Origin of the sequence: Pseudodesulfovibrio senegalensis (assembly GCF_008830225.1) — a bacterium.
Lineage (GTDB): Bacteria > Desulfobacterota > Desulfovibrionia > Desulfovibrionales > Desulfovibrionaceae > Pseudodesulfovibrio > Pseudodesulfovibrio senegalensis.
This window is the reverse complement of record NZ_WAIE01000001.1, coordinates 90,929-112,728: the sequence shown is the minus strand read 5'-3', so window position 1 is coordinate 112,728 and position 21,800 is coordinate 90,929. Positions and strand designations below refer to the sequence as shown.

16 protein-coding genes are annotated in these 21,800 nt (G+C 60.7%); 6 read left to right on the top strand and 10 right to left on the bottom strand.

Going from position 1 to position 21,800, the window contains the following annotated elements; all coding sequences use genetic code 11:
* Positions 1 to 15: 15 nt before the first annotated feature.
* The gene (gene ilvD / locus F8A88_RS00480; RefSeq protein ID WP_151148977.1) at positions 16 to 1,677 is read left to right on the top strand and encodes a dihydroxy-acid dehydratase; all 1,662 of its coding nucleotides are present in this window, start codon (positions 16 to 18) and stop codon (positions 1,675 to 1,677) included.
* A gap of 83 nt (positions 1,678 to 1,760) precedes the next feature.
* Here ilvD and F8A88_RS00475 read toward each other — a convergent pair whose 3' ends face one another.
* Entirely contained in the window at positions 1,761 to 6,230 is a 4,470-nt protein-coding gene (locus tag F8A88_RS00475) for a hybrid sensor histidine kinase/response regulator (RefSeq protein WP_151148976.1), read from the bottom strand.
* 256 nt (positions 6,231 to 6,486) lie between these two features.
* On the opposite strand from F8A88_RS00475, the gene F8A88_RS00470 reads away from it, so the two are divergent.
* The gene (locus F8A88_RS00470) at positions 6,487 to 6,702 is read left to right on the top strand and encodes a hypothetical protein (RefSeq protein ID WP_151148975.1); all 216 of its coding nucleotides are present in this window, start codon (positions 6,487 to 6,489) and stop codon (positions 6,700 to 6,702) included.
* A gap of 87 nt (positions 6,703 to 6,789) precedes the next feature.
* Here the strand turns inward: F8A88_RS00470 and F8A88_RS00465 are convergent, their stop codons facing one another.
* From F8A88_RS00465 to F8A88_RS00455, 3 genes are all read right to left on the bottom strand, one after another.
* Positions 6,790 to 6,990 carry a heavy-metal-associated domain-containing protein gene (locus F8A88_RS00465; RefSeq protein ID WP_151148974.1) on the bottom strand — a complete coding sequence of 67 codons (201 nt, stop codon included), beginning with the start codon at positions 6,988 to 6,990 and terminating at the stop codon, positions 6,790 to 6,792.
* 45 nt (positions 6,991 to 7,035) lie between these two features.
* Entirely contained in the window at positions 7,036 to 9,519 is a 2,484-nt protein-coding gene (locus tag F8A88_RS00460) for a heavy metal translocating P-type ATPase (protein WP_241667294.1), read from the bottom strand.
* A gap of 104 nt (positions 9,520 to 9,623) precedes the next feature.
* Positions 9,624 to 10,103: a hypothetical protein gene (locus F8A88_RS00455; RefSeq protein ID WP_151148973.1), complete on the bottom strand. Its 480-nt coding sequence runs from the start codon at positions 10,101 to 10,103 to the stop codon at positions 9,624 to 9,626.
* 233 nt (positions 10,104 to 10,336) lie between these two features.
* Here F8A88_RS00455 and F8A88_RS00450 point away from each other — a divergent pair, with 233 nt between their 5' ends.
* Both F8A88_RS00450 and gltA read left to right on the top strand, forming a co-directional pair.
* On the top strand, positions 10,337 to 11,185 hold the full coding sequence (locus F8A88_RS00450; RefSeq protein ID WP_151148972.1) for a sulfide/dihydroorotate dehydrogenase-like FAD/NAD-binding protein: 849 nt from the start codon (positions 10,337 to 10,339) through the stop codon (positions 11,183 to 11,185).
* A gap of 37 nt (positions 11,186 to 11,222) precedes the next feature.
* The gene (gene gltA, locus F8A88_RS00445) at positions 11,223 to 12,596 is read left to right on the top strand and encodes an NADPH-dependent glutamate synthase (RefSeq protein ID WP_151150204.1); all 1,374 of its coding nucleotides are present in this window, start codon (positions 11,223 to 11,225) and stop codon (positions 12,594 to 12,596) included.
* A gap of 146 nt (positions 12,597 to 12,742) precedes the next feature.
* On the opposite strand, the gene F8A88_RS00440 is transcribed toward gltA, so the two are convergent.
* The 6 genes from F8A88_RS00440 to rfaD form a co-directional block, all read right to left on the bottom strand.
* Positions 12,743 to 12,925, bottom strand: a complete 183-nt coding sequence (locus tag F8A88_RS00440) for a hypothetical protein (RefSeq protein WP_151148971.1) — start codon at positions 12,923 to 12,925, stop codon at positions 12,743 to 12,745.
* Between the two features lie 237 nt (positions 12,926 to 13,162).
* On the bottom strand, positions 13,163 to 13,366 hold the full coding sequence (locus tag F8A88_RS00435; protein ID WP_151148970.1) for a hypothetical protein: 204 nt from the start codon (positions 13,364 to 13,366) through the stop codon (positions 13,163 to 13,165).
* Positions 13,367 to 13,386: 20 nt separating this feature from the next.
* On the bottom strand, positions 13,387 to 14,535 hold the full coding sequence (gene alr / locus F8A88_RS00430) for an alanine racemase (protein WP_151148969.1): 1,149 nt from the start codon (positions 14,533 to 14,535) through the stop codon (positions 13,387 to 13,389).
* A 5-nt stretch (positions 14,536 to 14,540) separates the two neighbouring features.
* Entirely contained in the window at positions 14,541 to 16,448 is a 1,908-nt protein-coding gene (gene mutL, locus F8A88_RS00425; protein WP_151148968.1) for a DNA mismatch repair endonuclease MutL, read from the bottom strand.
* 15 nt (positions 16,449 to 16,463) lie between these two features.
* Positions 16,464 to 18,845 carry an LPS-assembly protein LptD gene (locus F8A88_RS00420; RefSeq protein WP_241667293.1) on the bottom strand — a complete coding sequence of 794 codons (2,382 nt, stop codon included), beginning with the start codon at positions 18,843 to 18,845 and terminating at the stop codon, positions 16,464 to 16,466.
* A gap of 15 nt (positions 18,846 to 18,860) precedes the next feature.
* A complete protein-coding gene (gene rfaD, locus F8A88_RS00415; protein ID WP_151148967.1) occupies positions 18,861 to 19,838 on the bottom strand; it encodes an ADP-glyceromanno-heptose 6-epimerase in 978 nt (325 codons plus the stop codon).
* A gap of 267 nt (positions 19,839 to 20,105) precedes the next feature.
* Here rfaD and F8A88_RS00410 point away from each other — a divergent pair, with 267 nt between their 5' ends.
* Positions 20,106 to 21,149, top strand: coding sequence for an OmpA family protein (locus F8A88_RS00410; protein ID WP_151148966.1), 1,044 nt, complete (start codon positions 20,106 to 20,108; stop codon positions 21,147 to 21,149).
* A gap of 60 nt (positions 21,150 to 21,209) precedes the next feature.
* Positions 21,210 to 21,725, top strand: coding sequence for a hypothetical protein (locus tag F8A88_RS00405; RefSeq protein WP_151148965.1), 516 nt, complete (start codon positions 21,210 to 21,212; stop codon positions 21,723 to 21,725).
* The last annotated feature ends 75 nt before the right edge of the window (positions 21,726 to 21,800 follow it).

The following is a 21,800-nucleotide window of genomic DNA, read 5'->3' as shown; positions in this document are numbered from 1 at the left end:
AAGGAGTGTTCACCAATGAGAAGCAAGAAAATGACCGCAGGGCTGGAAAAGGCCCCGCACCGTTCCCTGATGCATGCCACCGGGCTCACCCGCGAGGAAATGAACCGCCCGCTCATCGGCGTCTGCCACGCAGCCAACGCAATCGTGCCGGGCCATGTGCATCTAGGACAGATTTCACAGGCGGTCATGGACGGCGTGCGCATGGCCGGGGGAACCCCCGTGGAATTTCCGGCCATCGGTGTCTGCGACGGCATCGCCATGAACCACGAGGGCATGAAAATGTCCCTGCCCAGCCGCGAAATCATCGCGGATTCCCTGGAGATCATGGCCACGGCGCACCCCTTCGACGCCTTGGTGTGCATACCCAACTGCGACAAAATCGTACCCGGCATGCTCATGGCCATCCTGCGCCTGAACATCCCGGCCATCGTGGTTTCAGGCGGCCCCATGCTGGCGGGCGACCGCGGCAAAACAGACCTGATCACCGTCTTTGAAGGCGTGGGCAGGGTCAAGGCCGGCACCATGACCGAAGACGAACTTTCCGAACTGGAACATTCTGCCTGCCCCACCTGCGGCTCCTGTTCCGGGATGTTCACGGCCAACTCCATGAACTGTCTTTCCGAAACCATCGGGCTGGCCCTGCCGGGCAACGGCACCATTCCGGCTGTCATGGCCGGACGCGTGCGCCTGGCCAAACAGGCCGGCATGCGCGTCATGGACCTGCTGGAAAAGGACATCAAGCCCCGCGACATCGTCAACGAACGGTCCGTGCACAACGCCGTGACCATGGACATGGCCCTGGGTTGCTCCACCAACACGGTGCTGCATCTGCCCGCCCTGTTCCGGGAGGCGGGCCTCGACCTCGGACTGGACATCTTCAACCAAGTGAGCCGCAAAACCCCGAACCTGTGCAAACTTTCGCCTGCCGGGCCGCACCACATGGAAGACCTGGACCGCGCAGGCGGCATTCCGGCCGTCATGACCGAACTGGCCAAAAAGGACCTGCTGCATCTGGACGTCATGACCGTGACCGGCAAGACCGTGGGCGAAAACCTCGCAGACATGAAAGCCGTCAACAGGGACACCGGCATCGTGCGGCCCATTGACGAGCCCTACGGCAAGGAAGGCGGCATTGCCATCCTTTACGGCAACCTCGCCCCGCAGGGCTGCTGCGTGAAGCAGTCTGCCGTGGCCCCGGAAATGATGCACCGCACCTGCTCGGCCCGTTGCTACGATTCCGAGGAGGAGTGTGTAAAAGCCATTCTGGACAACGACATCAAGCCGGGCGACGTCATCGTGGTGCGCTACGAAGGTCCCAAGGGCGGCCCGGGCATGCGCGAAATGCTCACCCCCACCTCGGCCATCGCAGGCATGGGACTGGGCGACAGCGTGGCCCTGATCACGGACGGCCGTTTCTCGGGCGGCACCCGCGGCGCAGCCATCGGCCACGTCTCCCCCGAAGCTGCCGCAGGCGGGCTGATCGGTCTGGTGCAGGACGGCGACAAAATCGAGATCAACATTCCCGAACGCAGCATCGAGCTGCTGGTGGACGAAGCGGAACTGGAACAGCGCCGGGCGGACTGGAAGCCGGTGGTCAAGGAAGTGAACTCTCCCTTCCTGCGCCGCTATGCTCGCCAGGTCACGTCCGCGGCAACCGGAGCCGTGTTCGAAGACTGATTCCGACCACAGGAAAACACGAAAGCCGGGAGCCCCATGCAGGGTCCCCGGCTTTTTTTTTGCATTTGTCGTTTTTTTATGGGTCATTCAAAGGATACTTCGACCTTGTCAAAATAGGAAAACAGTTCGGCCACCAGTTTGCGCAGGGCAAGATCATCCTTGGCTTCGGCCAATGTCTCAACAAGCTTGCAGGTCTTGCCCAGTCGCGTCATGCCGAACCCGTAGGCCGCACCACCCACCTTGTGTCCCAGACGGCGAACCTCTTCATAGTCCTTTGCGGACAATGCGGTTTCCATATCCCGGCAATCATCAAGGGAGTGGGTCAAAAAACGGGGAATGAGATCCCGGAAAATCTTCGGAACCACCTCGTACACAGTGGCGTCCGCATCCATCGCGGGATTCTCCCCGGATCCGGTGCTGCCTGCAGTATCCGAAGGCCCCGATGCTGCGGGCGCAAAGCGCAACAGGGCATCGCGCAAGGTGTCCTTCTTGACAGGCTTCACCAGATAGTCGTCACACCCAACCTTGTGGCAACGGTCGCGATGTTCGGCAAAGGAGTGGGCAGTCAACGCCACCACCGGCGTGTAGGGACGCATGGAGTCCTGCGCTTCGGCCGCCCGTATGGCCGTGGTGGCCTCGTAGCCGTCCATGACCGGCATTTCCATATCCATGAGCACGACATCATAATGGTTCTGCTCCAACCGTTTCAAGGCCTGTTCCCCATTTTCGGTCATATCCACGGTCACCGGGGAATCGGAAAGGAACAGGCGCACGATTTCACGGTTCGAGGGGTTATCCTCGGCCACGAGGATGCGCATGGGAGGCAGAACGTTATCCGGTTTTTCCGCACCGCTCCCGGTTTCGGAAGGCTGCCCGAGAACAACGGCAACAGACCGCACAAGATCCTTGTTTTTCAAGGGCTTCTGACAGCAGGTCACCTGCTGCATGTCCTTCAGGACAGACGAACAATCCAGATATCCCTGAGAAAGAATGACCACGGGCGTACCGTCGCCGGAATCGCGAATCGAGCGGGTCAGGGCAATGCCGTCCTTGCCGGGCATGAGCTGATCCACGAACAGGATGTCGAATGATCGCGTACCGCTCCCCTGCAGTTCCTGCATGGCCTTTTCCGCATTGGAAGCCTCGCGCACCTCGGCACCCCACAACTCGAGAATTTCTCGCAAAACGCCACGCCCGGAAGCGTTGTCGTCCACGACCAGTACCAGCATGTTCGAAAGGTCGGGCACCGTGGCCGCGCCCAGCGGCGGTGCTTCGGACAGGCGGGCCGTGAAACTGAAAACCGAGCCTTTTTCCGGTTCGCTGCTGACCCAGATGCGGCCGCCCATGAGCCCCACGAGCCGCCGGCAGATGGCCAGCCCAAGCCCCGTGCCGCCGTACCGGCGCGTGGTGGAGCTGTCCGCCTGATGAAACACGTCGAACACGGAATCGAGCTTGCGCGGATCAATGCCCACGCCCGTGTCGCGCACCGTGAACAGCAGCATGTCGCCGCCCTCGTCGTTCGGGGCCGGAGCCACGTCCACCATGACTTCACCCGATTCCGTGAATTTCACGGCGTTGGACAACAGGTTCAGCAACACCTGCCGCAGGCGCGTGGGATCTCCCTGCACGGTGTCGGGCACATCCGGTGCCACCCGGCACAACAATTCCAACCCCTTGCTCCCGGCGTGCGCACTCAATGTCGTCGCGGCGTTTTCCACTTCCTGCCGCAGGCGGAAGCGAATGTTCTCCAGATGCACCTGCCCGGCCTCGATCTTGGAAAAGTCCAAAATGTCATTGATGATGGCCAGCAGGGTTTCCCCGGAGGACTGCAGCAATTCCACATAGCGCATTTGCTGGCTGCTCATGTCGGTCTCGGTCAACAGGTCCGCAGTGCCGATGATGGCATTGAGCGGGGTCCGGATCTCATGACTCATGGTGGTCAGGAACACGCTCTTGGAAGTGTTGGCCTCCTCCGCGGCAATGGTGGCCTCGCGCAGCTCGCCCATGGTCTTCTTGTGCTCCTCGACCTCATGGCGCAAATCCTCGGTTCTGGCGTCGACTTCCTGAATCAGGGTCTTGCGCTGCTGCTCAATGGCCCGCACCCGCCGCCGGAAAATGAAATACCCCGTGACAAAAACCGCACCGAGGAACAGCACCCGAAACCACCATGTCTTCCAGTAGGGCGGAGTGATGACCAGTTCCACGGAGGCACCCGTCTCGTTCCACACGCCGTCGCTGTTGGCCGCACGGACCCGAAACACGTAATGGCCGTGGTCGAAGTTGGTATAGGTGGCCACGTTGGACGTGCCCGCATCCACCCACTCCCTGTCAAAACCTTCGAGCATGTACTGGAAATGATTTTCCTCGGGGTTGTGATAATCCAGCGCCGCAAAGGAAAACGAAAAGAAACTGTCCTCGTGGGATATGGTGATGTTCTTTGTCCAGGTGATGCTCTTCGGCAGCCTGGCGGGCTTGTTCATGATCTTGAACCCGGTGATGACAACGGGCGGAGGCGTCGTGTTGGTTCGCACATTGTCGGGATGAAAAATTGTGAGTCCCTTGGTGCCGCCAAAGGCCATGGCCCCGTCTTCGGTGGTGGTATAGGCATCCATCCAGAATTCGTTGCCCTGCAGTCCGTCCGGAGCTTCAAAGGTCACGATATCCCGTGTTTTCGGATCAAGCCGAAACAATCCCTTGAACGTGCTGCCCCACAAATGGCCGTCCGCATCCAGCTGCATGCCCTGAATCGCGTCGCTGGCAAGTCCGTCCGCCATGGTCACACGCGAAAAGATACCCTTTTCCGGGTCATCCAGCCGGTTCAGGCCCATGTCCGTGCCCACCCACAATTTGCCGTCCACGTCCTGCACGATGGGCGTTACCCGGTCGTTGGAAAGGGCATTGGGATTATCCGGATCGGACCGCCAATGCGTAAACCCGTCGATGTCGGGATCGAACCGATTCAGCCCGCCGTTGGTGCCGACCCAGATCGTCCCCTGTGAATCCTCGTAGATGTTGCGCACCCGGTTGTGACTCAAGCTGGCGGGATCGTCGTCGCTGTGCAGGTAGCGGGTCACGATCCCGGTGGACCTGTCCAGCCGGTTCAACCCCCGCTTGCTGGTTCCCGCCCATATGTCGCCGCGGCTGTCTTCCAACACGTACCAGATGTTGTCCATGCTCAGGCTTCGTGGATTGTCCGGCTCATGGCGATACACGGCCTTGATGCGCCCGCTCGGGCGCTCGAGCGCCAGCAGCCCGGCATCCAGCGTGCCCACCCAGAGCAAATCATCGGTCCCGCCGCAGATGTAATTGATCTTGTCCGTGGGCAACGCACCGTTTGCCTTGGAAAAATGCCTGATCTCGCCGGAGGACCGATCCACACGGTTAAGACCGCTGTTCAGGTTGCCGATCCAAAGATACCGTTTGCCGCCCCACACTGTGGGCACCACGGGTCCTGCGAGGCTGTTCCTGTCCCACGGCTTGTTGCGGTACAGCCCGAAGGCCTGCATCTTGGGCGGCACCCGGCACGCGCCGTTGCCGTAGGTGCCGATCCACAACACCCCGGAATGATCCTCGAAAATGACGCGCACCTCGTTGTCGGGCAGGCTTTTGGGGTCGTAGGGGTTGTGCCGGAAAAAGTCGAAACGCCACGGCCCCTGGCCGGAATCGCCCGGAGCGCGGCGCGCCAATCCCTGTTCCGTACCCACCCAGAAAACGCCCCGGCTGTCCTTGTAGATGGAATCCACCTCGATGGGGCGCAAGAAATGGCGGAACGCACCGGTTTCCATATCGAGCAGACTCAGCCCGCCCTCTTCTGTGCCCACCCAAAGCTCGCCCGGTTTTTCCGCAAACAGGCTCAGCACCACGTCGTTGCGCAGGGACCGCGAATCTCCGGGAACGTGAAGAAAACGGGTAAAGGTGCCGGTCTTGGGATGAAAACGATTCAGTCCCTTTTCCGTGCCCACCCACAAGTGCCCGTCCGCATCCTCGCGGATGGCCCGGACCTCGTTGCTGCTCAGGGATTTGGGATCCGCGGGTTCATGCTTGTAATGAGTGAATGTGCCGGTCTCCGGGTCGAAACGGTTCAGGCCGTCAAAGGTGCCCACCCATATCCGGCCCCGGGAGTCCTCATACAGAGCGCGCACGGAATTGCCGGACAGACTGTCCGGATCCGAAGGATCGTGCTTAAAGTGCCGGAATGTTTCCGTGGAACGGTCAAAAAGGTTCAGTCCGCCGGTCTTGGTCCCCACCCAGAGCCTGCCCTTGGAGTCCTCCAGCAATGAACGGACATTGTGGTCGGAAAGAGAGTGTTCATCGTCAAGATCGTGTTTGTAAATCTTGACGCTCTTGCCGTCATACCGATTGAGCCCGGTGTAATTGCCTATCCAGATGAAGCCCACGGAATCCTGGATCATGCACAGCACGTGCGACTGGGAGAGGCCGTGTTTCGTGTTGAGACGGTCGAAACGCCCGTCCAGTTCCAAAGCCGCACAGGGAGATGAAAGCAATGTCAGAAAACCAAGACAGGAAAGAACGGCCCAGAAAACGCGGAACATGCAGTACCTCCGGCAAAACGGCAATATGAACAGTCAGACGTTACTCATCGATACCATAACGCCCTGTGCATTTCCATACGCTGTATCAAATACAATCAAGGCGTACACGGTATGATTTGTTGACGATTCGAACCGGGCAACCCTACTCCCGCGAAGCCGACGCATACATTATTTTCCGCAACACGCTCCGGCCTGCAATTTGCATTTCTTTTGAAAACTGCTGTCATTCGGAAAAAAATACAGGGAGAGAACCACCATGAAACACAGGTGCCATATCTGCGGACAGGAAATCATGCGGGACGATTTCTTCATGGATTACGGGCAGGGGAAGGTATGCAGCTCTTGCCTTATCGCCACGGACGAGCCGGACATGATGATCTCCGGGCTGTTCCGTCAAAAAAATGAAATCAGGACCGCTCCGCCCGAACCGGAACCGTTCATGGTGGAGCAGGCCGTACAAAACGTGGGCTGATCTCCAAATCGCTCACACCCTTCCCCGAAAACCGGCGGGAAGGGGCCGGGGCAAACAAAGGGCCGGGAAACCCCGACCCCTTGTTTGCTAATCTTCCACGTCGAACCCGATGGATTCGATAGCCTTGCGGACCGCTTCCGGCTCCACGGGCTTTTCTTCCGTGTATTCGGCCACCCCCGAATCAAGGTCGACACGCACGTCGCCAACGCCTTCCAGCGCTTCGAGCGCCTGTGTCACCGATGCCACGCAGTGCTGGCAGCTCATGCCTTTTACCGTGACGTTGCTCATGGTTTTCCCTCCGGTCTGAATATTCTGTGACAAAGGACATCCTGTTTACGAAAAAAAACGCAGCCGGAGCGCATTGGAGACCACGGTCACCGAACTCAGGGCCATGGCGGTTCCGGCCAGCATGGGGTTGAGGGTCGGCCCGCCGAAAACGTGCAGCACCCCGGCGGCAATGGGGATGCCGATGACGTTGAAGGCAAAGGCCCAAAAAAGATTCTGCCTGATGTTGCGCATGGTGGCCCGGCTCAGGCGCAGGGCCGTGAGCACCGCGTCCAGCTCGCCCTTCATGAGCACCACGTCCCCGGACTCCACGGCCACGTCGATGCCCGAGCCCATGGCCATGCCCAGATCGGCGCGCGCAAGGGCCGGGGCGTCGTTGATGCCGTCGCCCACCATGGCCACGGTGCGCCCTTCGGCCTGCAGGCGCTCCACTTCACCGGCCTTGCGGTCCGGCAGAACCTGCGCGATCACGGTGTCGATGCCCGCGTCCCGGGCCACGGATTGCGCCGTGACCTCGTTATCGCCCGTGAGCATGACCACGTCCGTGCCCATGGACCGCAATTCGCGCACGACTCCGGCCGCCTCGTCCCGAAGCTGGTCCGCAATGGCGAATACCGCCGCCATGGCACCGTCCACGGCCATGAACAGGGCTGTCATGCCCTTGTGCGAACAGGCGTCCGCAACCGTTACGGCCTTGTTCAGGCCAGAGGCCTCCACGCCGCTCTCTTCCATGAATTCCCGATTGCCCAGCAGTATGGCCGAACCGTCCACTTCCGCGCGCAGCCCGCGTCCGGGAACGGCTTCCAGCGATGCCGCGCCCCCGGAATCCAGACCGCGCTCCGCAGCGCCGCGAACCAATGCCCCGGCCAGCGGATGCTCGGATTCGGACTCGGCCCGGGCGGCCAAGCGCAGGGCCTGAGCGTCGTCATATTCCCCAAACGCACTCACCTCCTGCAACTCCGGCCTGCCGTGGGTCAGCGTGCCGGTCTTGTCGAAAACCACGGTGTCGATGCTGCCCGCCTCCTGCAATGCCCGACCGCTCTTGACCAAAACCCCCAGCTGCGCACCGCGTCCGGTGCCCACCATGATGGAAACCGGGGTGGCAAGTCCCATGGCGCAGGGGCAGGCAATGACCATGACCGCCACGAAAATGCGCAGGCAGAACGAAAAATCGGCCTGTCCGAAAAGCCCCCAGGCAATGGCCGCCAACAGGGCCACGCCCATGACCGAAGGCACGAAATAGAAACTGATGCGGTCGGCCAGCCCGGCAATGGGAGCCTTGGAGCCCTGCGCGTCCTGCACCAGCCGCACGATGCGCGCCAGCATGGTGTCTTCGCCCACCCGCTCGGCCAGCATGGTCAGGCTGCCGTTGGTGTTCAGGGTGCCGCCGGCCAAGGCGTCGCCTTCACCCTTGGCCACAGGCACAGGCTCGCCCGTGAGCATGGATTCATCCACATGGGAACGGCCCGAAACAACGGAACCGTCCACGGGAATGCGCGCGCCCGGACGGATGAGCAGGGAATCGCCCGGTTCCACGTCCTGCGCCGCAATCTCCTGCTGTTCGCCGTCCCGCAGCAGTATGGCGGTCTCCGGGGCCAGCCGCAGCAGCGCACCGATGGCGTCCGTGGTGCGCAGGCGGGAGCGCGCCTCGAAATACTTGCCCAGCGAAATCATGGCGATGAGCACGGCCGCGGATTCGTAATACAAATCCATGGCCCGGGCGTGGGCCTGCATGCCCAAGGCGATCTCCACCGTGTTCCAGAAGGAATAGATGAATGCGGCCCCGGTTCCCATGGCCACAAGGGAATCCATGCTGGGCGAACGCCGCAGAAACGCGGGGACGCCGCGCAGGTAAAAGCCCCTCCCGGCCCAGACAACGGGCAGGGTCAGGCCGAGCTGGATCAGGGCAAAATTCAGCGGACTGTGAGCCGGGTCCATGAACCGGGGCAACGGCATGCCCCACATGTGGCCCATGCTGACCACCAGCAACGGCAGGGCAAAGGCGAACGCCGGGATCAATTCGCGTTTCTGCACGGCCAGCCGCTGCTCGGCCTCCTTGCGCTGCTGCTCGTAACGCGCACCGGCCCCGTCCGAAATCTCGGTGGTGAATCCCGCCTTGTGGATGGCCTGCCGGATGTCCCGCCGCGAAACCACGGCCGGGTCGAAAAAAACCTGTGCCCGGGCCGAAGCAAGGTTCACGCTGGCCTCGCGCACGCCGTCCATCTTCCCCACAATCCTTTCTATGCGTGCGGAACACGCCGCGCAATGCATGCCGCCCACGGAAAGGTCCAGCTCCTGCTCCCCGGCTTCGGCGGCCCTGGCGAACTCGGCTCCGAATCCGAGCCCGGCAATGCGCTCGGCCACGGCGTCAGGATCGGTAACATCCGGATCATATTTCAGATTCAGGCTTTCCGAAGCCAGATTCACGTTCACGTCCGCAACGCCGTCCATGGCGCCCACGACCTTTTCTATGCGCGCCGAACATGCGGCGCAGTGCATTCCCGTCACGCGGGCCTTTGCGCTTTCATTCATTTCGCCGATCCTTGTGCAATTGTTTTATTGAAAACAATTATCAAAATCGTCCACGCCATACAAGCATGAAACCGTCATATCATATAAATCGGAAAATCCGGGAATCAAGCCAGGGAGGCGAACATGGAACCGGGCGCTGGCAGCTCCGGGGAAGCGGCCCGGGAATAGGCGGCCAGCCCGGCCTGCATGAAGGACATGGAGCCGCGAGATGCTCCGTACGGAAGGCCGGAAAGCGAGGAACGCGTCGCAACCGCCTGCCCGGCCACGAGGCTGCGCAGGGTCTCCACTTCGGCCTCAACGGAAAAAGATTGCGCCGTGCGGCGTTCGCTGGCGGCTTCGGGCGAGAGCGATTCGTCCAGTTGCAGGCTGCTGGAGGAATATTCCACGCCGAACGAACCAAGGGAAAAGCCCATGGTGCGGGTGGTCATGCGTGCTCCGGCCGCGCGGGGTCCGGAATCATCACCCTGCGCCCGAGCTTCGGCCTGTTCGCGCGCACCGCCACCCGCCCCGGAAACGGACCGGGGAGGTTGCACCGCCTGAATGCGGCCGTAAAGATCAGCAGCGTGCGCCTGTATCTGCATCATGTCTCCAAAAAACAAAAAAACCGCAACGCGTCATGCGTCCGGCTTTCCCTGCGGCCCAATTGGCCGCGCTCAGTCCAGAGGGATTGTGCGGGGTTTCCTTCATCCTTGAAAGAAAACATTATGAACAATATAGTCAATATTGCGTGGTTTGACAAGCCCACATTGAACGACTAATCAATTCTGCCTGGGTCAATTCTTCCGAGTCGTTTTTCAACCCCCCAAAGGACAGTTCCATGGCGTACAAAATTTTGCAGAAGCAGGAGCTCATTCCGGGCCAGACCTCACTGCTGGTCATCGACGCTCCCCAGATAGCCAGCAAGGCCAAACCCGGCAACTTCGTGATCCTGCGCATCGACGAAAAAGGGGAACGCGTACCCCTGACCATTGCGGACAAGGACCCCGAAGCAGGCACCATCACCATCGTCTTTCTGGTGGTGGGCAAATCCTCGGCACAACTCAATGCGCTGCAGCAGGGCGATGAAATCCTCGACGTATGCGGCCCGCTGGGCAAGCCCACCCACATCGAAAAGCACGACACGGTCATCTGCGTTGGCGGCGGCACCGGAATCGCGGCCATGCACCACATCGCCAAGGGACACCACGAGGCGGGCAACCACGTTGTGGCCATCATCGGCGCGCGCAGCAAGGACCTTCTGCTCTTCGAATGCGAGCTGGACGGCTTCTGTCCCGAGGTGCTGGTGGCTACGGACGACGGCTCCGTGGGGCACAAGGGCTTTGTGACCGACCTGCTGCAAAAACGGCTCGAGGAAGACAAGAGCGTGGGCGAAGTGGTGGCCATCGGCCCGGTGCCCATGATGGAGGCCGTGGCCCGCGTGACCAAGCCCTTCGGCGTCAAGACCACGGTCAGCCTCAACTCCATCATGGTGGACGGTATCGGCATGTGCGGTGCCTGCCGCTGCACCGTGGGCGGCGAAACAAAATTCGCCTGCGTGGACGGCCCCGAATTCGACGGCCAGAAAGTGGATTTCAACGAACTCAAGGCCCGACTGTGGCAGTTCCGGGATCAGGAGCAGGAATCCATGGAACACTACAAGAAGGAGTGCACCTGTGGGAAACACTAAACCCAGAAGCCCCAAGGATGTGGGACCGCGCACTCCCATGCCCGAGCAACCCGCGGACGTGCGCGCCGGGAACTTCCGGGAAGTGGCCCTGGGCTATTCCATGGAACAGGCCCTGCTTGAAGCCGGACGCTGCCTGCAGTGCAAGGTTCCCCTCTGCCAGAAAGGCTGCCCCGTTGAAATCGACATCAAGGGCTTCATTGCCAAAATTTGCGAAAAGGATCTGGACGGAGCCTACGCGGTCATCCGCGAAACCAATTCCCTGCCCGCTGTCTGCGGCCGCGTCTGTCCGCAGGAAACCCAGTGCGAGGGCAACTGTATTCTGGGCAAGAAGTTCGAGCCCGTGGCCATCGGCCGCCTCGAACGCTTCGTGGCCGACACCTTCATGGCCAAGAACGCCTGCGAAACCGTCACCGGCAAGCAGGAATGTTCCATGGAACGCGACGACCGCAAGGTCGCCTGCATCGGCGCTGGCCCCTCGTCCCTGACCGTGGCCGGATACCTCGCCTCCAAAGGCATCAAGGTCACGGTTTTCGAGGCCCTGCACGAACCGGGCGGCGTGCTCATCTACGGCATTCCCGAATTTCGCCTGCCCAAATCCATCGTGGCCAACGAAGTGGCCGCCATGCAGGAACTCGGCGTGGACATCAAGGTCAACTGGGTGGGCGGCAAGACCGTGACCATTCAGGACCTTCAGCAAGAGGGCTTTGATGCCATCTTCATCGGCGTGGGCGCGGGCCTGCCCCGCTTCCTGAACGTGCCCGGCGAAAACCTCGTGGGCGTGTTCTCGGCCAACGAATACCTGACCCGCGTCAACCTCGGCCGGGCCTATGACTTCCCGGGCTACGACACCCCCACCTACATGGGCAAGAACGTGGTGGTCCTCGGGGGTGGCAACGTGGCCATGGACGCGGCGCGCACGGCCAAACGCATGGGCGCGGACTCCGTGTCCATCGTCTACCGCCGCACGCAGGACGCCATGCCCGCACGGCTCGAAGAGCTGCACCATGCCATCGAGGAAGGCGTGGCGATCAAGGCCCTGTGCGGCCCCATCGCCTTCAATGGCGACGACAAGGGCAACCTCGTCTCCATGGACGTGCAGAAGATGTGCCTGGGCGAACCGGACGAATCCGGCCGCAGAAGCCCGGTCTGCCTCGAGGGCGAAACCGAAACCATTCCCTGCGACATGGCCGTCATCGCGGTGGGAACGCGGCCCAATCCCATCCTGCTGGAAGCCACGCCCGATCTGGAACTGAACAAGTGGGGCTACATCGAGGCCGATCCCGAAACCGGGGAAACCTCCATGCCCAACGTGTTTGCTGGCGGCGACATCGTCACGGGAGCGGCCACGGTCATTTCGGCCATGGGTGCCGGACGCCGTGCGGCCATGGAAATTGCCAGGCGCCTGCTCTGATCCCTGCCGGACCATAAAAAGACACAAACGGGAAACGCTTCGGCGTTTCCCGTTTTTTTCATGGCAGGATACCAATGCCACAGGCACAAAAAAACGACCCGAAGGTCGTGACGCGCCAGCAACAGGGAACGTTTGAGAACGCGCCCTCAAAAAAGATACAGCAACAAAAACACCAATATGCCCAGAACAAGGGAACGGACAAAACCAAGGTTCATGCCGATGAATGCTCCCATGACCCCAAAGGATATGGTCAGGAATTCATCGTCCACACGGGCACCGCAGGCAAACCCCGAGACCAGACCGCACAGGCCGCCGAGTATCCTGCTCATCAACGCTCGCGTTGGCATGGAAAACGTTCCCTCTGCCTTGTGGTGCATTACCGTTTCCTTGATTTACCGCATTCACACGAACAGAACAGTTCGCAAACATCATCTGTATCAACATATCCTTAATGAATAACAAGCTGTCAATATTCTTAACTGTTCTTGACATAAATTTTGGGCAAAAAAAGGGATTCTCCCGGCCATCCCGGGAGAATCCCTCACTTCCTGCATCCAAAATACGTGCTACATGCCGCGCAAACAGGACATCATCACGTCCGAGACTTCGATGAAGCACACGCCGTTGCGCACTTCCACCCGCACGTTGGTCTCGGGAATCAGGGCCATGTCCTCGGCCGTGTCTTCCCAGCGCTTGCGCAGCCATGCAGGGCTGACGCCTTCCTTTTCCATCTCTTCCACGGGATAGCTTTCCGCAACCACCCAACTCATGGCGTACTCCTCATTTGCAATCATTTCAAAAATACGCGCCGGTTCATGCCCAGCACGCACAACGCTTCATAGGTAATGGTGCCCCACCACGAGGCCAGCTCGTGAATGTCCACCCGTCCGGGATCATCGCCGCCCAGAAGGTGGACGCGGTCACCCACGTGCAGGTCCACACCCTGCCCTGCAAGGGCGGACACGTCAACACAGGTCATCTGCATGCAGACACGGCCGAGTATGGGAACCCGAACCCCGCCCGCGTTCATGAAGCCCCTGTTGGAAAGACCGCGGCTGTAGCAGTCCGCATAGCCCGCCCCCACAACGGCAACGGTCCTGTCGCGGTCCGAAACATAGGTGTGGCCGTAGCTGATGCCCTGCCCCTTTTCCAGGGTGTGCACATGCAGCACCGGAGCCGTGGCCGCCATGGTGGGGCGCAGATTCCGACCAAGAGATTCCCGGGCCGTGCCCGCAAAGGGATTGCCGCCATACAGCGCGATTCCGGCCCGCTGCGTGTCGTAGCGACAGGCCTCGTGACCCATGATGGCGGCCGAGTTGGAAAGGTTGGCCTCCACCTCGAATCCCGCGCCGCGCAATGCGTCCACGATCTCGAAGAAAAGCGCCTGCTGCCCGGCGGTGAGCGCATCTCTGTCCGGCTCGTCCGAGGCCGCAAGGTGCGAGGAGGCCATGACCGGCCGCAACTGGGGATGGGCGCGCAAAAAATCCAGCAGCTCCGGCAGTTCATCCCTCTGAAACCCGAGCCGGGACATGCCCGTGTCGAACTTCAGGGCAATGTCGAGGGTGCCGGGACAACCGGCATCTTCCGGAGCGGGCCAGCGGTCTGCCAGCGCGCGCAACGTATCGAAGTGCCCGATAAAAGGTATGATGTCACCATGGGCCAGCCGGGTCATGTCGTCCGAATCAACCGGGCCGAGCAGGCTGATGATGCGCCCCCGGCAACCGGATTCGCGCAGCTGGTGCGCCTCGTGCACGTAGCCCACGGCAAAAGTGTCCGCGCCGGTCGCTTCCAGCGCGGAGAAAACCTGCGCCAGCCCGTGGCCGTAAGCGTCGGATTTGACCACGGCGATAAGCCGGGTCCCGGCCTTGGCCAGCTCCCGGTAGTTGTGCTGCACCGCAGCCAGATCGACCTGAATCTCTATTTTTGAATATTCTATCATGGCAATCACTTTCGTTTGAAAAGCCGTTCCAGATCACCCGCGGTCCACCGGATGACCGCAGGCCGTCCGTGCGGGCAGAAATCATGGTCGGGCGTGGCCAGCCAGGCCTCGAGCAGGGCCATGACCTCGTCGTGGGCCAGGGGCTGCCCGGCCTTGATGGCCGACTTGCAGGACAGCATGGTCCACAGGTCTTCCAGACCGCCGGACTTGCAGGCCAGCGCATCGGTCAGGTATTCGCGGGCCCGGCCGGTTTCCAGCGTGGGCGGAATGCCCTTGACCAGCACCCGATGCGTGCCGTCCATTTCCAGCAGGAATCCCATGGCGCGCAGTTCGCCCCATATTTCCTGCAACTGCTCGGCCTCGCTGGGATGCAGGGCCATCTCAAGGGGCATGGCCAGCGGCTGTGAATCTCCGCTGGTGCGCCGGGCGCGCATGACGTGCAGCAGAACCCGCTCATGAGCGGCGTGCTGGTCCACCAGCATGAGTTGCCCGCCCTGCTTGATGATCAGGTAGGTATCCGCGAACTGGCCCAGATAGGTGATGTCGGTCCCGGCCAGTTTCACGGGTTGTGCGCTGCGGGCCGGGGAAAAATCGGAAGCATGCGCTCCGGGATCGACCTGAACGCCTCCCTGCTGCGGTTCGACGCGGTGTTCCGCAGGCTTATCCATGGCCAGCGGCAGGTCCGCGTGCCGAGCAACGGGATCGGGCACCATTGCCTTGAATTCGCGGTAAGTGGAAAACCCCGGGCCGCCGAGCGGGTCGGCCTGCGGCGCGCGCGGTTCGAGCGCATGAACGGATTCGCCGTCATTGTCCGGCACCAGCACGCCTGTGCCATAGGGGGCCGGGGATTCCGCGGAAACACCGCCGCCCTGATGCGTACGCTCCGGCATGTCGCTGCCGGAAGACATCCCGCCGACAGGATCGGAAACCGCCTGCATCACGGCCCGGCGAATGGTGGCGAACACCGCGCTCTCGTCCACGAAGCGCACTTCCATCTTGGCCGGGTGCACGTTCACGTCCACCTGATCCGCAGGCATCTCCAGAAACAGCAGCACCTGCGGATATTCGCGTGAAAGCAGCATGCCCCGGTACGCCTGGCGCACGGCCTGCAACATGACCTTGTCCGAAACCGGGCGCCCGTTCACGAACAGCAGGATGCGGTCGCCCCGGCTCTGGGCAAAGGACGGCAGCCCGGCCAGCCCAAAGGCCCGGTAATCCTCGCGCTGCACGTCAAAGGGGCGCAGTCCCTCGCACACGCTGGACGGCCAGAACGCACCGATGCGTGCGGCCAGTTCCTGCCGGGGCGGCAGGCGAAACGACTCGCGGCCGTTCACGTTCAGGGAAAAACCCGCGTCCGGGTGCGCAAGGCTGATGCGCATGAGCGCGTTGTGGCAGCGCTTGTTTTCCGTTGTCTCGGTTTTCAAAAACTTGAGCCGGGCCGGAACATTGGCGAACAGGCCGCGCACTTCCACGCGGGTTCCGGCGGGCAGCGCGGCCGGCCCCTGCTCATGAACCTCGCCCGCATGCACCTCGATGAACGAGGCTTCATCCGCGTCCGCGGCCTTGGAGGTCATGCGAAAATCCGAAACCGAGGCAATGCTCGGCAGGGCCTCGCCCCGAAACCCGAACGAACCGATGGACACGAGGTCCGAAGCTTCGCGAATCTTGCTGGTGGCGTGGCGGGTCACGGCCAGCTCAAGCTCGTCCGCAGGCACGCCGAATCCATCGTCCTGCACCACGATGAGCGAACGCCCGCCCTGCTCCAGGGTCACGTCCACGCGCGCGGCACCGGCATCCAGACTGTTTTCCACCAGCTCCTTGACCACGCTGGCCGGACGCTCCACAACCTCGCCGGCCGCGATCTGGTTGCGCAATGCAGGAGGCAGGGGGCGTATGGAAGCACGTTCGGGCATGAAGGCTCCGGGAAATCAGAAGTTGAAAAGGTCGAACTTGACGCCGTAGGAGGTGTCGCCGGGTTCGGTCTTGAGGTACAGGATCACGTCGTAACATTCGCGGGTCCAGCGCAGGTCCACGGTTGTTTCCACGTTGCGGCCGTCCTCGAGATTCTGCCGCCAGTCCACGCCCACTTCCATGTTGTTGGCAAATTTCCATTTGCCGCCAAGGCGCAACATGGTCATGCGCTCGTCGCGGTAACGCAGATACTCGTCCACGGGCTCGCGAAAATCGAGCCCGGCATAGATCTCGCCCAGATCGTCCCGATAAAACTTGAGCAGGTGCTCATGCTCGGTGATGCTGCCCAGATAGGGCGAGTACCACGCCCGCAGCGACAGGGAAACCAGCTCTGCCGGACGCAGCATGACCTCGGCCAGAATGTCCGAGAAAGGTCGGCGCTCGTAGGTGGAACGCATGTCGTTGCGCGTGGCCTCGTTGCGGTCGTAGGACTGCTCAAGCCGCAGGGTCAGGAAATCCTTGTAGTCGGTCTTGAGTACCGGAACCTCGTTGCCATCGTCATCCGCCACCATGACCACGCGTTGCAGCTTGCGGTCAAAGGAGTTGGTCAGCGAATAGGTGACCTTGTTGGTTCCCGTGAGCCGGTCGCGCGAATCGAAATACGGCAGTTCGGACTGGCCGGTGAGGTTCGGGCTGTAGGCGTATTCCACCCGGGGAGTGATGGCATGGCGCAGGCTGACCCAGCGGCTTGTGCCACCGTTGGAAAGCGTGGGCTGCAGAGGCTCGTTGAGCTGGTAGATGCGTTCCATTTCCGAGAACAGGCTGAACCCGCCCTCCCAGTTGAAGCGCGACTTGAACCCTGTTTCCGTGTCCGTGCTGTCTTCCACGTTGAAACGCGAAATCTCACGTTCGCCGGTGTCGTCCTGACTGTCGGTGTAGTACCATGTCTGGCGCACCGTGCCTTTGGGAATAAACGTCAGGTAGCGGGTGCGCACAGGCAGGCTGAACGACGGATTCAGGTCCAGCCGATGGCCCTTGGGACCGAAATTGCTGGTAAAGAAATCATACTTGGCCCCGCCCTCGAACTCCAGCGGCGTGCCGGCTATGGCGTCCTTCCAGGCAAAGACGTCCAGTTCCGGCAGGGTCTGGATGGAAGGATCCTTGTCGTCATCGCCGTTGCCGTTCATGTATTCGAGATTCTGGTGGTATTCCACCTTGCCGGCCACGCCGAAACGGTCCCAACTGCGGGAAAGATAAATGCGGCTGGTGCGGTTGGAATCGTCGATGTCGTCGATATCGCGCCCGAACTGCTCGATGAACTGCTCGCGCATGGAAGTGAAGCCCGTGGAGCCGTTCTTGAACTCGCGCAGGTAATTCTGGTCGGAAACAAGATCGATATCCGCCTTGAGCTTCCATTGCGGACTGCCGAGCCAGCCGTCGTACTTGCCCACGGCCCACCAGCGGTTGCGGTTGGGACGCGTCATGCCGTCGTTGTCCAGATCGTCGCTCTCGTCCGACTCGCTCTTGTGCACTTCCTTGTCGTTGAGCCATGTGCCCAGCATCAGCCCCCTGGTGTTGCTGTCCGGTGCATAGCGAAGTTCCACGCCCTGCATCAGACCGCGCTTGCTCATCCAGTTCTCGTAAAAGGTGGCGTCGGCCTCGTCGTTGATGACCCAGTAGTACGGCAGGTTCAGGCGGAACCCGAGCCGGGAGCTGGAGCCGATTTCGGGCAGCAGAAAGCCGCTCTGCCGCTTGCGGCCCGTGGGCAGCTTGGCATAGGGCAGGTAGGCCACGGGAATATTTTTGATGCGAAACGCGCTGTGATAGACCCGCACGTTGCCGTCAAGATTGATGTCGCCCCGGCTGGCGGTCACCGACCATGCGGGCGTCTCGCCGCTGCACCGGGTCACCTGGGCATTGCGGAAGGTATAGGTGTCACCGGGGTGCTTCTCCACGTGTTCGGCCTGCACGTAGACATGGGGCTTGGCCACGAAAACACGGCCGTTCTTGAGCCAGCCCAGCATGTTGTTCAGGTCGAACTCGGCCTCGTCCGCCTCAAGGAAATCCCCCTGCCAGCGGGCGCGGATGTTACCCCGAAGGTAGACCCAGCCCGTGGCCTGATAATACCGCGCAAAGTCCGCACGCACCGAATCGTCGCCCATGGCCAGCGTGCAGTTGCCCTCGGCCTCGAGGTATTCGCTGGTGTGGTTGCCGCTGACCTTGTCGGCCACAAAGGTCCACTTCTCGGTCTCCTGCGTAGTGGGCAGGTCCGCGCCGCGCACATAGCGCTGGATTTCGGACACGCGCTTGTCCTTGCCCAGCATGGTAAGCGGCAGGCAAAGCAACAGGGCGGCGATCAGGCCCGCCAGGGAGATGTATCGTGGCGATCGAAGTTTCAAACGGTCCTCGTTGCCCTAGGGCTTCAGATAGGGATCGTCCTGTGCCAGATAATTCTGCACGTAGTCGGCGGCCGCGTCCTCAAGGGTGGTCATGGGGGTCGCGTACCCGGCATCGCGCAGCTTCTGCATGTTCGCCTCGGTAAAATACTGATACTTGTCGCGGATGGCCTCGGGCATTTCAATGAACCCTATTTCCGGGTCCTTGCCCATGGCCGCGAAAACCGCGTTGGCCAAATCCTTCCACGTGCGGGCCGTGCCCGTGCCCACGTTGAAGATGCCGCCCACTTCCGGGTTCTCCAGCAGCCAGGCCATGATGTCCACGCAGTCCTTGATGTACACGAAGTCGCGTTTCTGGCCGCCGTGAGGATAGTCGTCCCGGTAGGACTTGAACAGGTTGAGCTTTCCGGTTTCGTTGATCTGGGTGAAGGCCTTGCAGATAACGCTGCGCATGTCGTCCTTGTGGTATTCGTTGGGCCCGAACACGTTGAAGAACTTGAGGCTGACAATGCGGTCCAGCACATTGGCGCGCTGTGCCCAGAGGTCGAACAGCTGCTTGGAATAGCCGTACATGTTCAGCGGCTTGAGCCGCTTGATTCCCTCGTGATCGTCATCAAAGCCGAACTCGCCGCCCCCGTAGGTTGCCGCGCTGGAGGCGTTGATGAACCGGGCATCGTTCTGCATGCAGAAACGGCAGACCATCTGGGTATAGCGGTAATTGTTTTCCATGAGAAAATCCGCGTCCAGTTCCGTGGTGGAGGAACAGGCGCCCATGTGGATGACCGCCTCGGTCTCGAAGGGATCGTCCCCTTCAACCACGAACTTGAAGAACTGGTCTCGATGCAGGTAGTCCTCGTAGCGCAGGTTCACGAGATTCTTCCACTTGTCCGTGGTGGAAAGATTGTCCACCACAAGAATGTCGTCAATGCCCAACTGGTTGAGTTTCCAGATCATCGCGCTGCCGATGAACCCGGCCCCGCCCGTGACTATATACATATCCGCTCCTTGCGTTTGCGTGCCTTTGGTGCGCCCCGGCTCATAAGCTGCTGACGCGCTTTGCTTAAACCGTATTTTTATACGCTGTTACAGCCCGGTTCGCAAGGAGTGGATATGTTGGTTTTTTGTATGCATGGCAGACAGGAATCACGTTATTATTATAGCCGTCCTGTTGCATGGAGCATGAAACTTGTTTACATCAGAATATGTAAGAATTTCCGTTTTCATACCGCCCCGTGCGATGAATCCAACGTAAAGGAGTTATTTATGATCAAGTTCAAGACAGCTCTTCGTCCCGCCATTATCGCGGCCATGGTCATCATGCTGGCGTTCCCGGCAATGGCCTCCGCCAAGATGGTAAAAAAAATCGACAACTTCATCTTCCTTGTTGATCAGTCCGGCTCCATGGCCCAGATTCTTGGCGATACCGGCATGAAAAGAATGGACCTGGCCAAGGAAACCATGACCCGCATGTCCGACCAGATTCCCGAACTGGGATACAACGGATCGCTGTTCATGGTCGCGCCGTTCCAGTCCAAGCTGGCACCCGCGCCGTATTCCAAGGCCAAAATGAAAAACGCCGTGGCCAGCATCAACTCCGATTTCGATATTTTCGGCCGCCAGACCCCCATGGGTGAAGGCCTCATGGATATCGCCCCGGTCATCTCCGGGCTGAACGGACGCACCGCGTTGATCATCTTCACTGACGGCGAGTCCAACATCGGTGTCGACCCGGTGGTCCAGGCCAAGAAGCTCTATGCACAATACGGTGACCGTCTGTGCATCCACGTGGTCAGCTATGCGGACTCCGCAAAAGGCCAGATGACCATCGACGGAATCCGCGCCCTTTCCAACTGCTCCGTGAATGCGGATTATGAATCCCTGAGCTGCGACGCCACGCTGGCCCAGTACGTGAACGACGTTTTCTACGAAGAAGTCGCCGACGCTCCGGCACCGGCACCGATGGCTCCTGCCGCCGAGGTCATCACCTTTGACCTGCACTTCGGGTTCGACAAATACCAGATCACCGACGAGATGATTCCCATTCTGGAACAGGCCAAGATGATTCTGGACGACAATGCCGGTGCCAGCTACTTCATCGAGGGCCACACGGACTCCACCGGCGCCGAGGCCTACAACCAGGGCCTTTCCGAACGCCGCGCCAACTCCGTGACCGCATGGCTCATCGAGAACGGTATTGATTCCGGACGTCTGGAAGCCAAGGGATATGGCGAGACCAATCCCAAGTACGACAACGGCACCAAGGAAGGCCGCAGGCTCAACAGAAGGGTTGAAATCCGCACCAAGTAGCCGTATGATTCGCGGGTCGGCCGGAACCCCGGCCGGCCCGCATTTTTTCACGAGGCTGTCATGAAAAACGGATTTTCCATACTTCTCACGCTTGTTGCCATTCTGGGCATGAGCGTTTGCGCGTTTGCGCAGGACGCGAACAACGACAAAGCCAAAACCGTGGAGATCGCCATTGCGCGCCCCGCGAACAAGGCCTTGCCTGTCACGGCCAAGAAGCTGCCGCAATATCTGGACGAGGACCTCGTCAAACAGCACAAGGCATTCCGGTCCTTTGCCCGGGTCAAGATCTCCGCGCTGAACCGCAACCACCGCTTTTCCCGCTCGCGCATGGTGGTCACCAAAATGGCGGACGGCACATACAAGGCCCGCTATCACGTCATCGCCCCCGAATCCATGGTCTGTCAGGTGCGCCGTTCCAAATCCAAGACCGTTCCCTATGTGGGGGTGCTCTCCTACAAGGAGAAAATCTTCGAGGCTTCCGGAGCGACAGCCAAGGAAGCCCGCAAGGCCCAGTTTCACACCGTGAAGGTCATCCCCAACCGCCACATTTTCTGCTACAAGAACGGCTGGAAATAAGACCGGAAAGCACACGCACCACACTTTTTCTAATTGCCAGAAAAGCCCCTGCCAGCCACAAGCTGACAGGGGCTT

Coding starts and splice junctions, on each gene's coding strand:
- ilvD (WP_151148977.1), top strand. CDS start 16: ATGAGAAGCAAGAAAATGACCGCAGGGCTGGAAAAGGCCCCGCACCGT.
- F8A88_RS00475 (WP_151148976.1), bottom strand. CDS start 6,230: ATGTTCCGCGTTTTCTGGGCCGTTCTTTCCTGTCTTGGTTTTCTGACA.
- F8A88_RS00470 (WP_151148975.1), top strand. CDS start 6,487: ATGAAACACAGGTGCCATATCTGCGGACAGGAAATCATGCGGGACGAT.
- F8A88_RS00465 (WP_151148974.1), bottom strand. CDS start 6,990: ATGAGCAACGTCACGGTAAAAGGCATGAGCTGCCAGCACTGCGTGGCA.
- F8A88_RS00460 (WP_241667294.1), bottom strand. CDS start 9,519: ATGAATGAAAGCGCAAAGGCCCGCGTGACGGGAATGCACTGCGCCGCA.
- F8A88_RS00455 (WP_151148973.1), bottom strand. CDS start 10,103: ATGATGCAGATACAGGCGCACGCTGCTGATCTTTACGGCCGCATTCAG.
- F8A88_RS00450 (WP_151148972.1), top strand. CDS start 10,337: ATGGCGTACAAAATTTTGCAGAAGCAGGAGCTCATTCCGGGCCAGACC.
- gltA (WP_151150204.1), top strand. CDS start 11,223: ATGCCCGAGCAACCCGCGGACGTGCGCGCCGGGAACTTCCGGGAAGTG.
- F8A88_RS00440 (WP_151148971.1), bottom strand. CDS start 12,925: ATGAGCAGGATACTCGGCGGCCTGTGCGGTCTGGTCTCGGGGTTTGCC.
- F8A88_RS00435 (WP_151148970.1), bottom strand. CDS start 13,366: ATGAGTTGGGTGGTTGCGGAAAGCTATCCCGTGGAAGAGATGGAAAAG.
- alr (WP_151148969.1), bottom strand. CDS start 14,535: ATGATAGAATATTCAAAAATAGAGATTCAGGTCGATCTGGCTGCGGTG.
- mutL (WP_151148968.1), bottom strand. CDS start 16,448: ATGCCCGAACGTGCTTCCATACGCCCCCTGCCTCCTGCATTGCGCAAC.
- rfaD (WP_151148967.1), bottom strand. CDS start 19,838: ATGTATATAGTCACGGGCGGGGCCGGGTTCATCGGCAGCGCGATGATC.
- F8A88_RS00410 (WP_151148966.1), top strand. CDS start 20,106: ATGATCAAGTTCAAGACAGCTCTTCGTCCCGCCATTATCGCGGCCATG.
- F8A88_RS00405 (WP_151148965.1), top strand. CDS start 21,210: ATGAAAAACGGATTTTCCATACTTCTCACGCTTGTTGCCATTCTGGGC.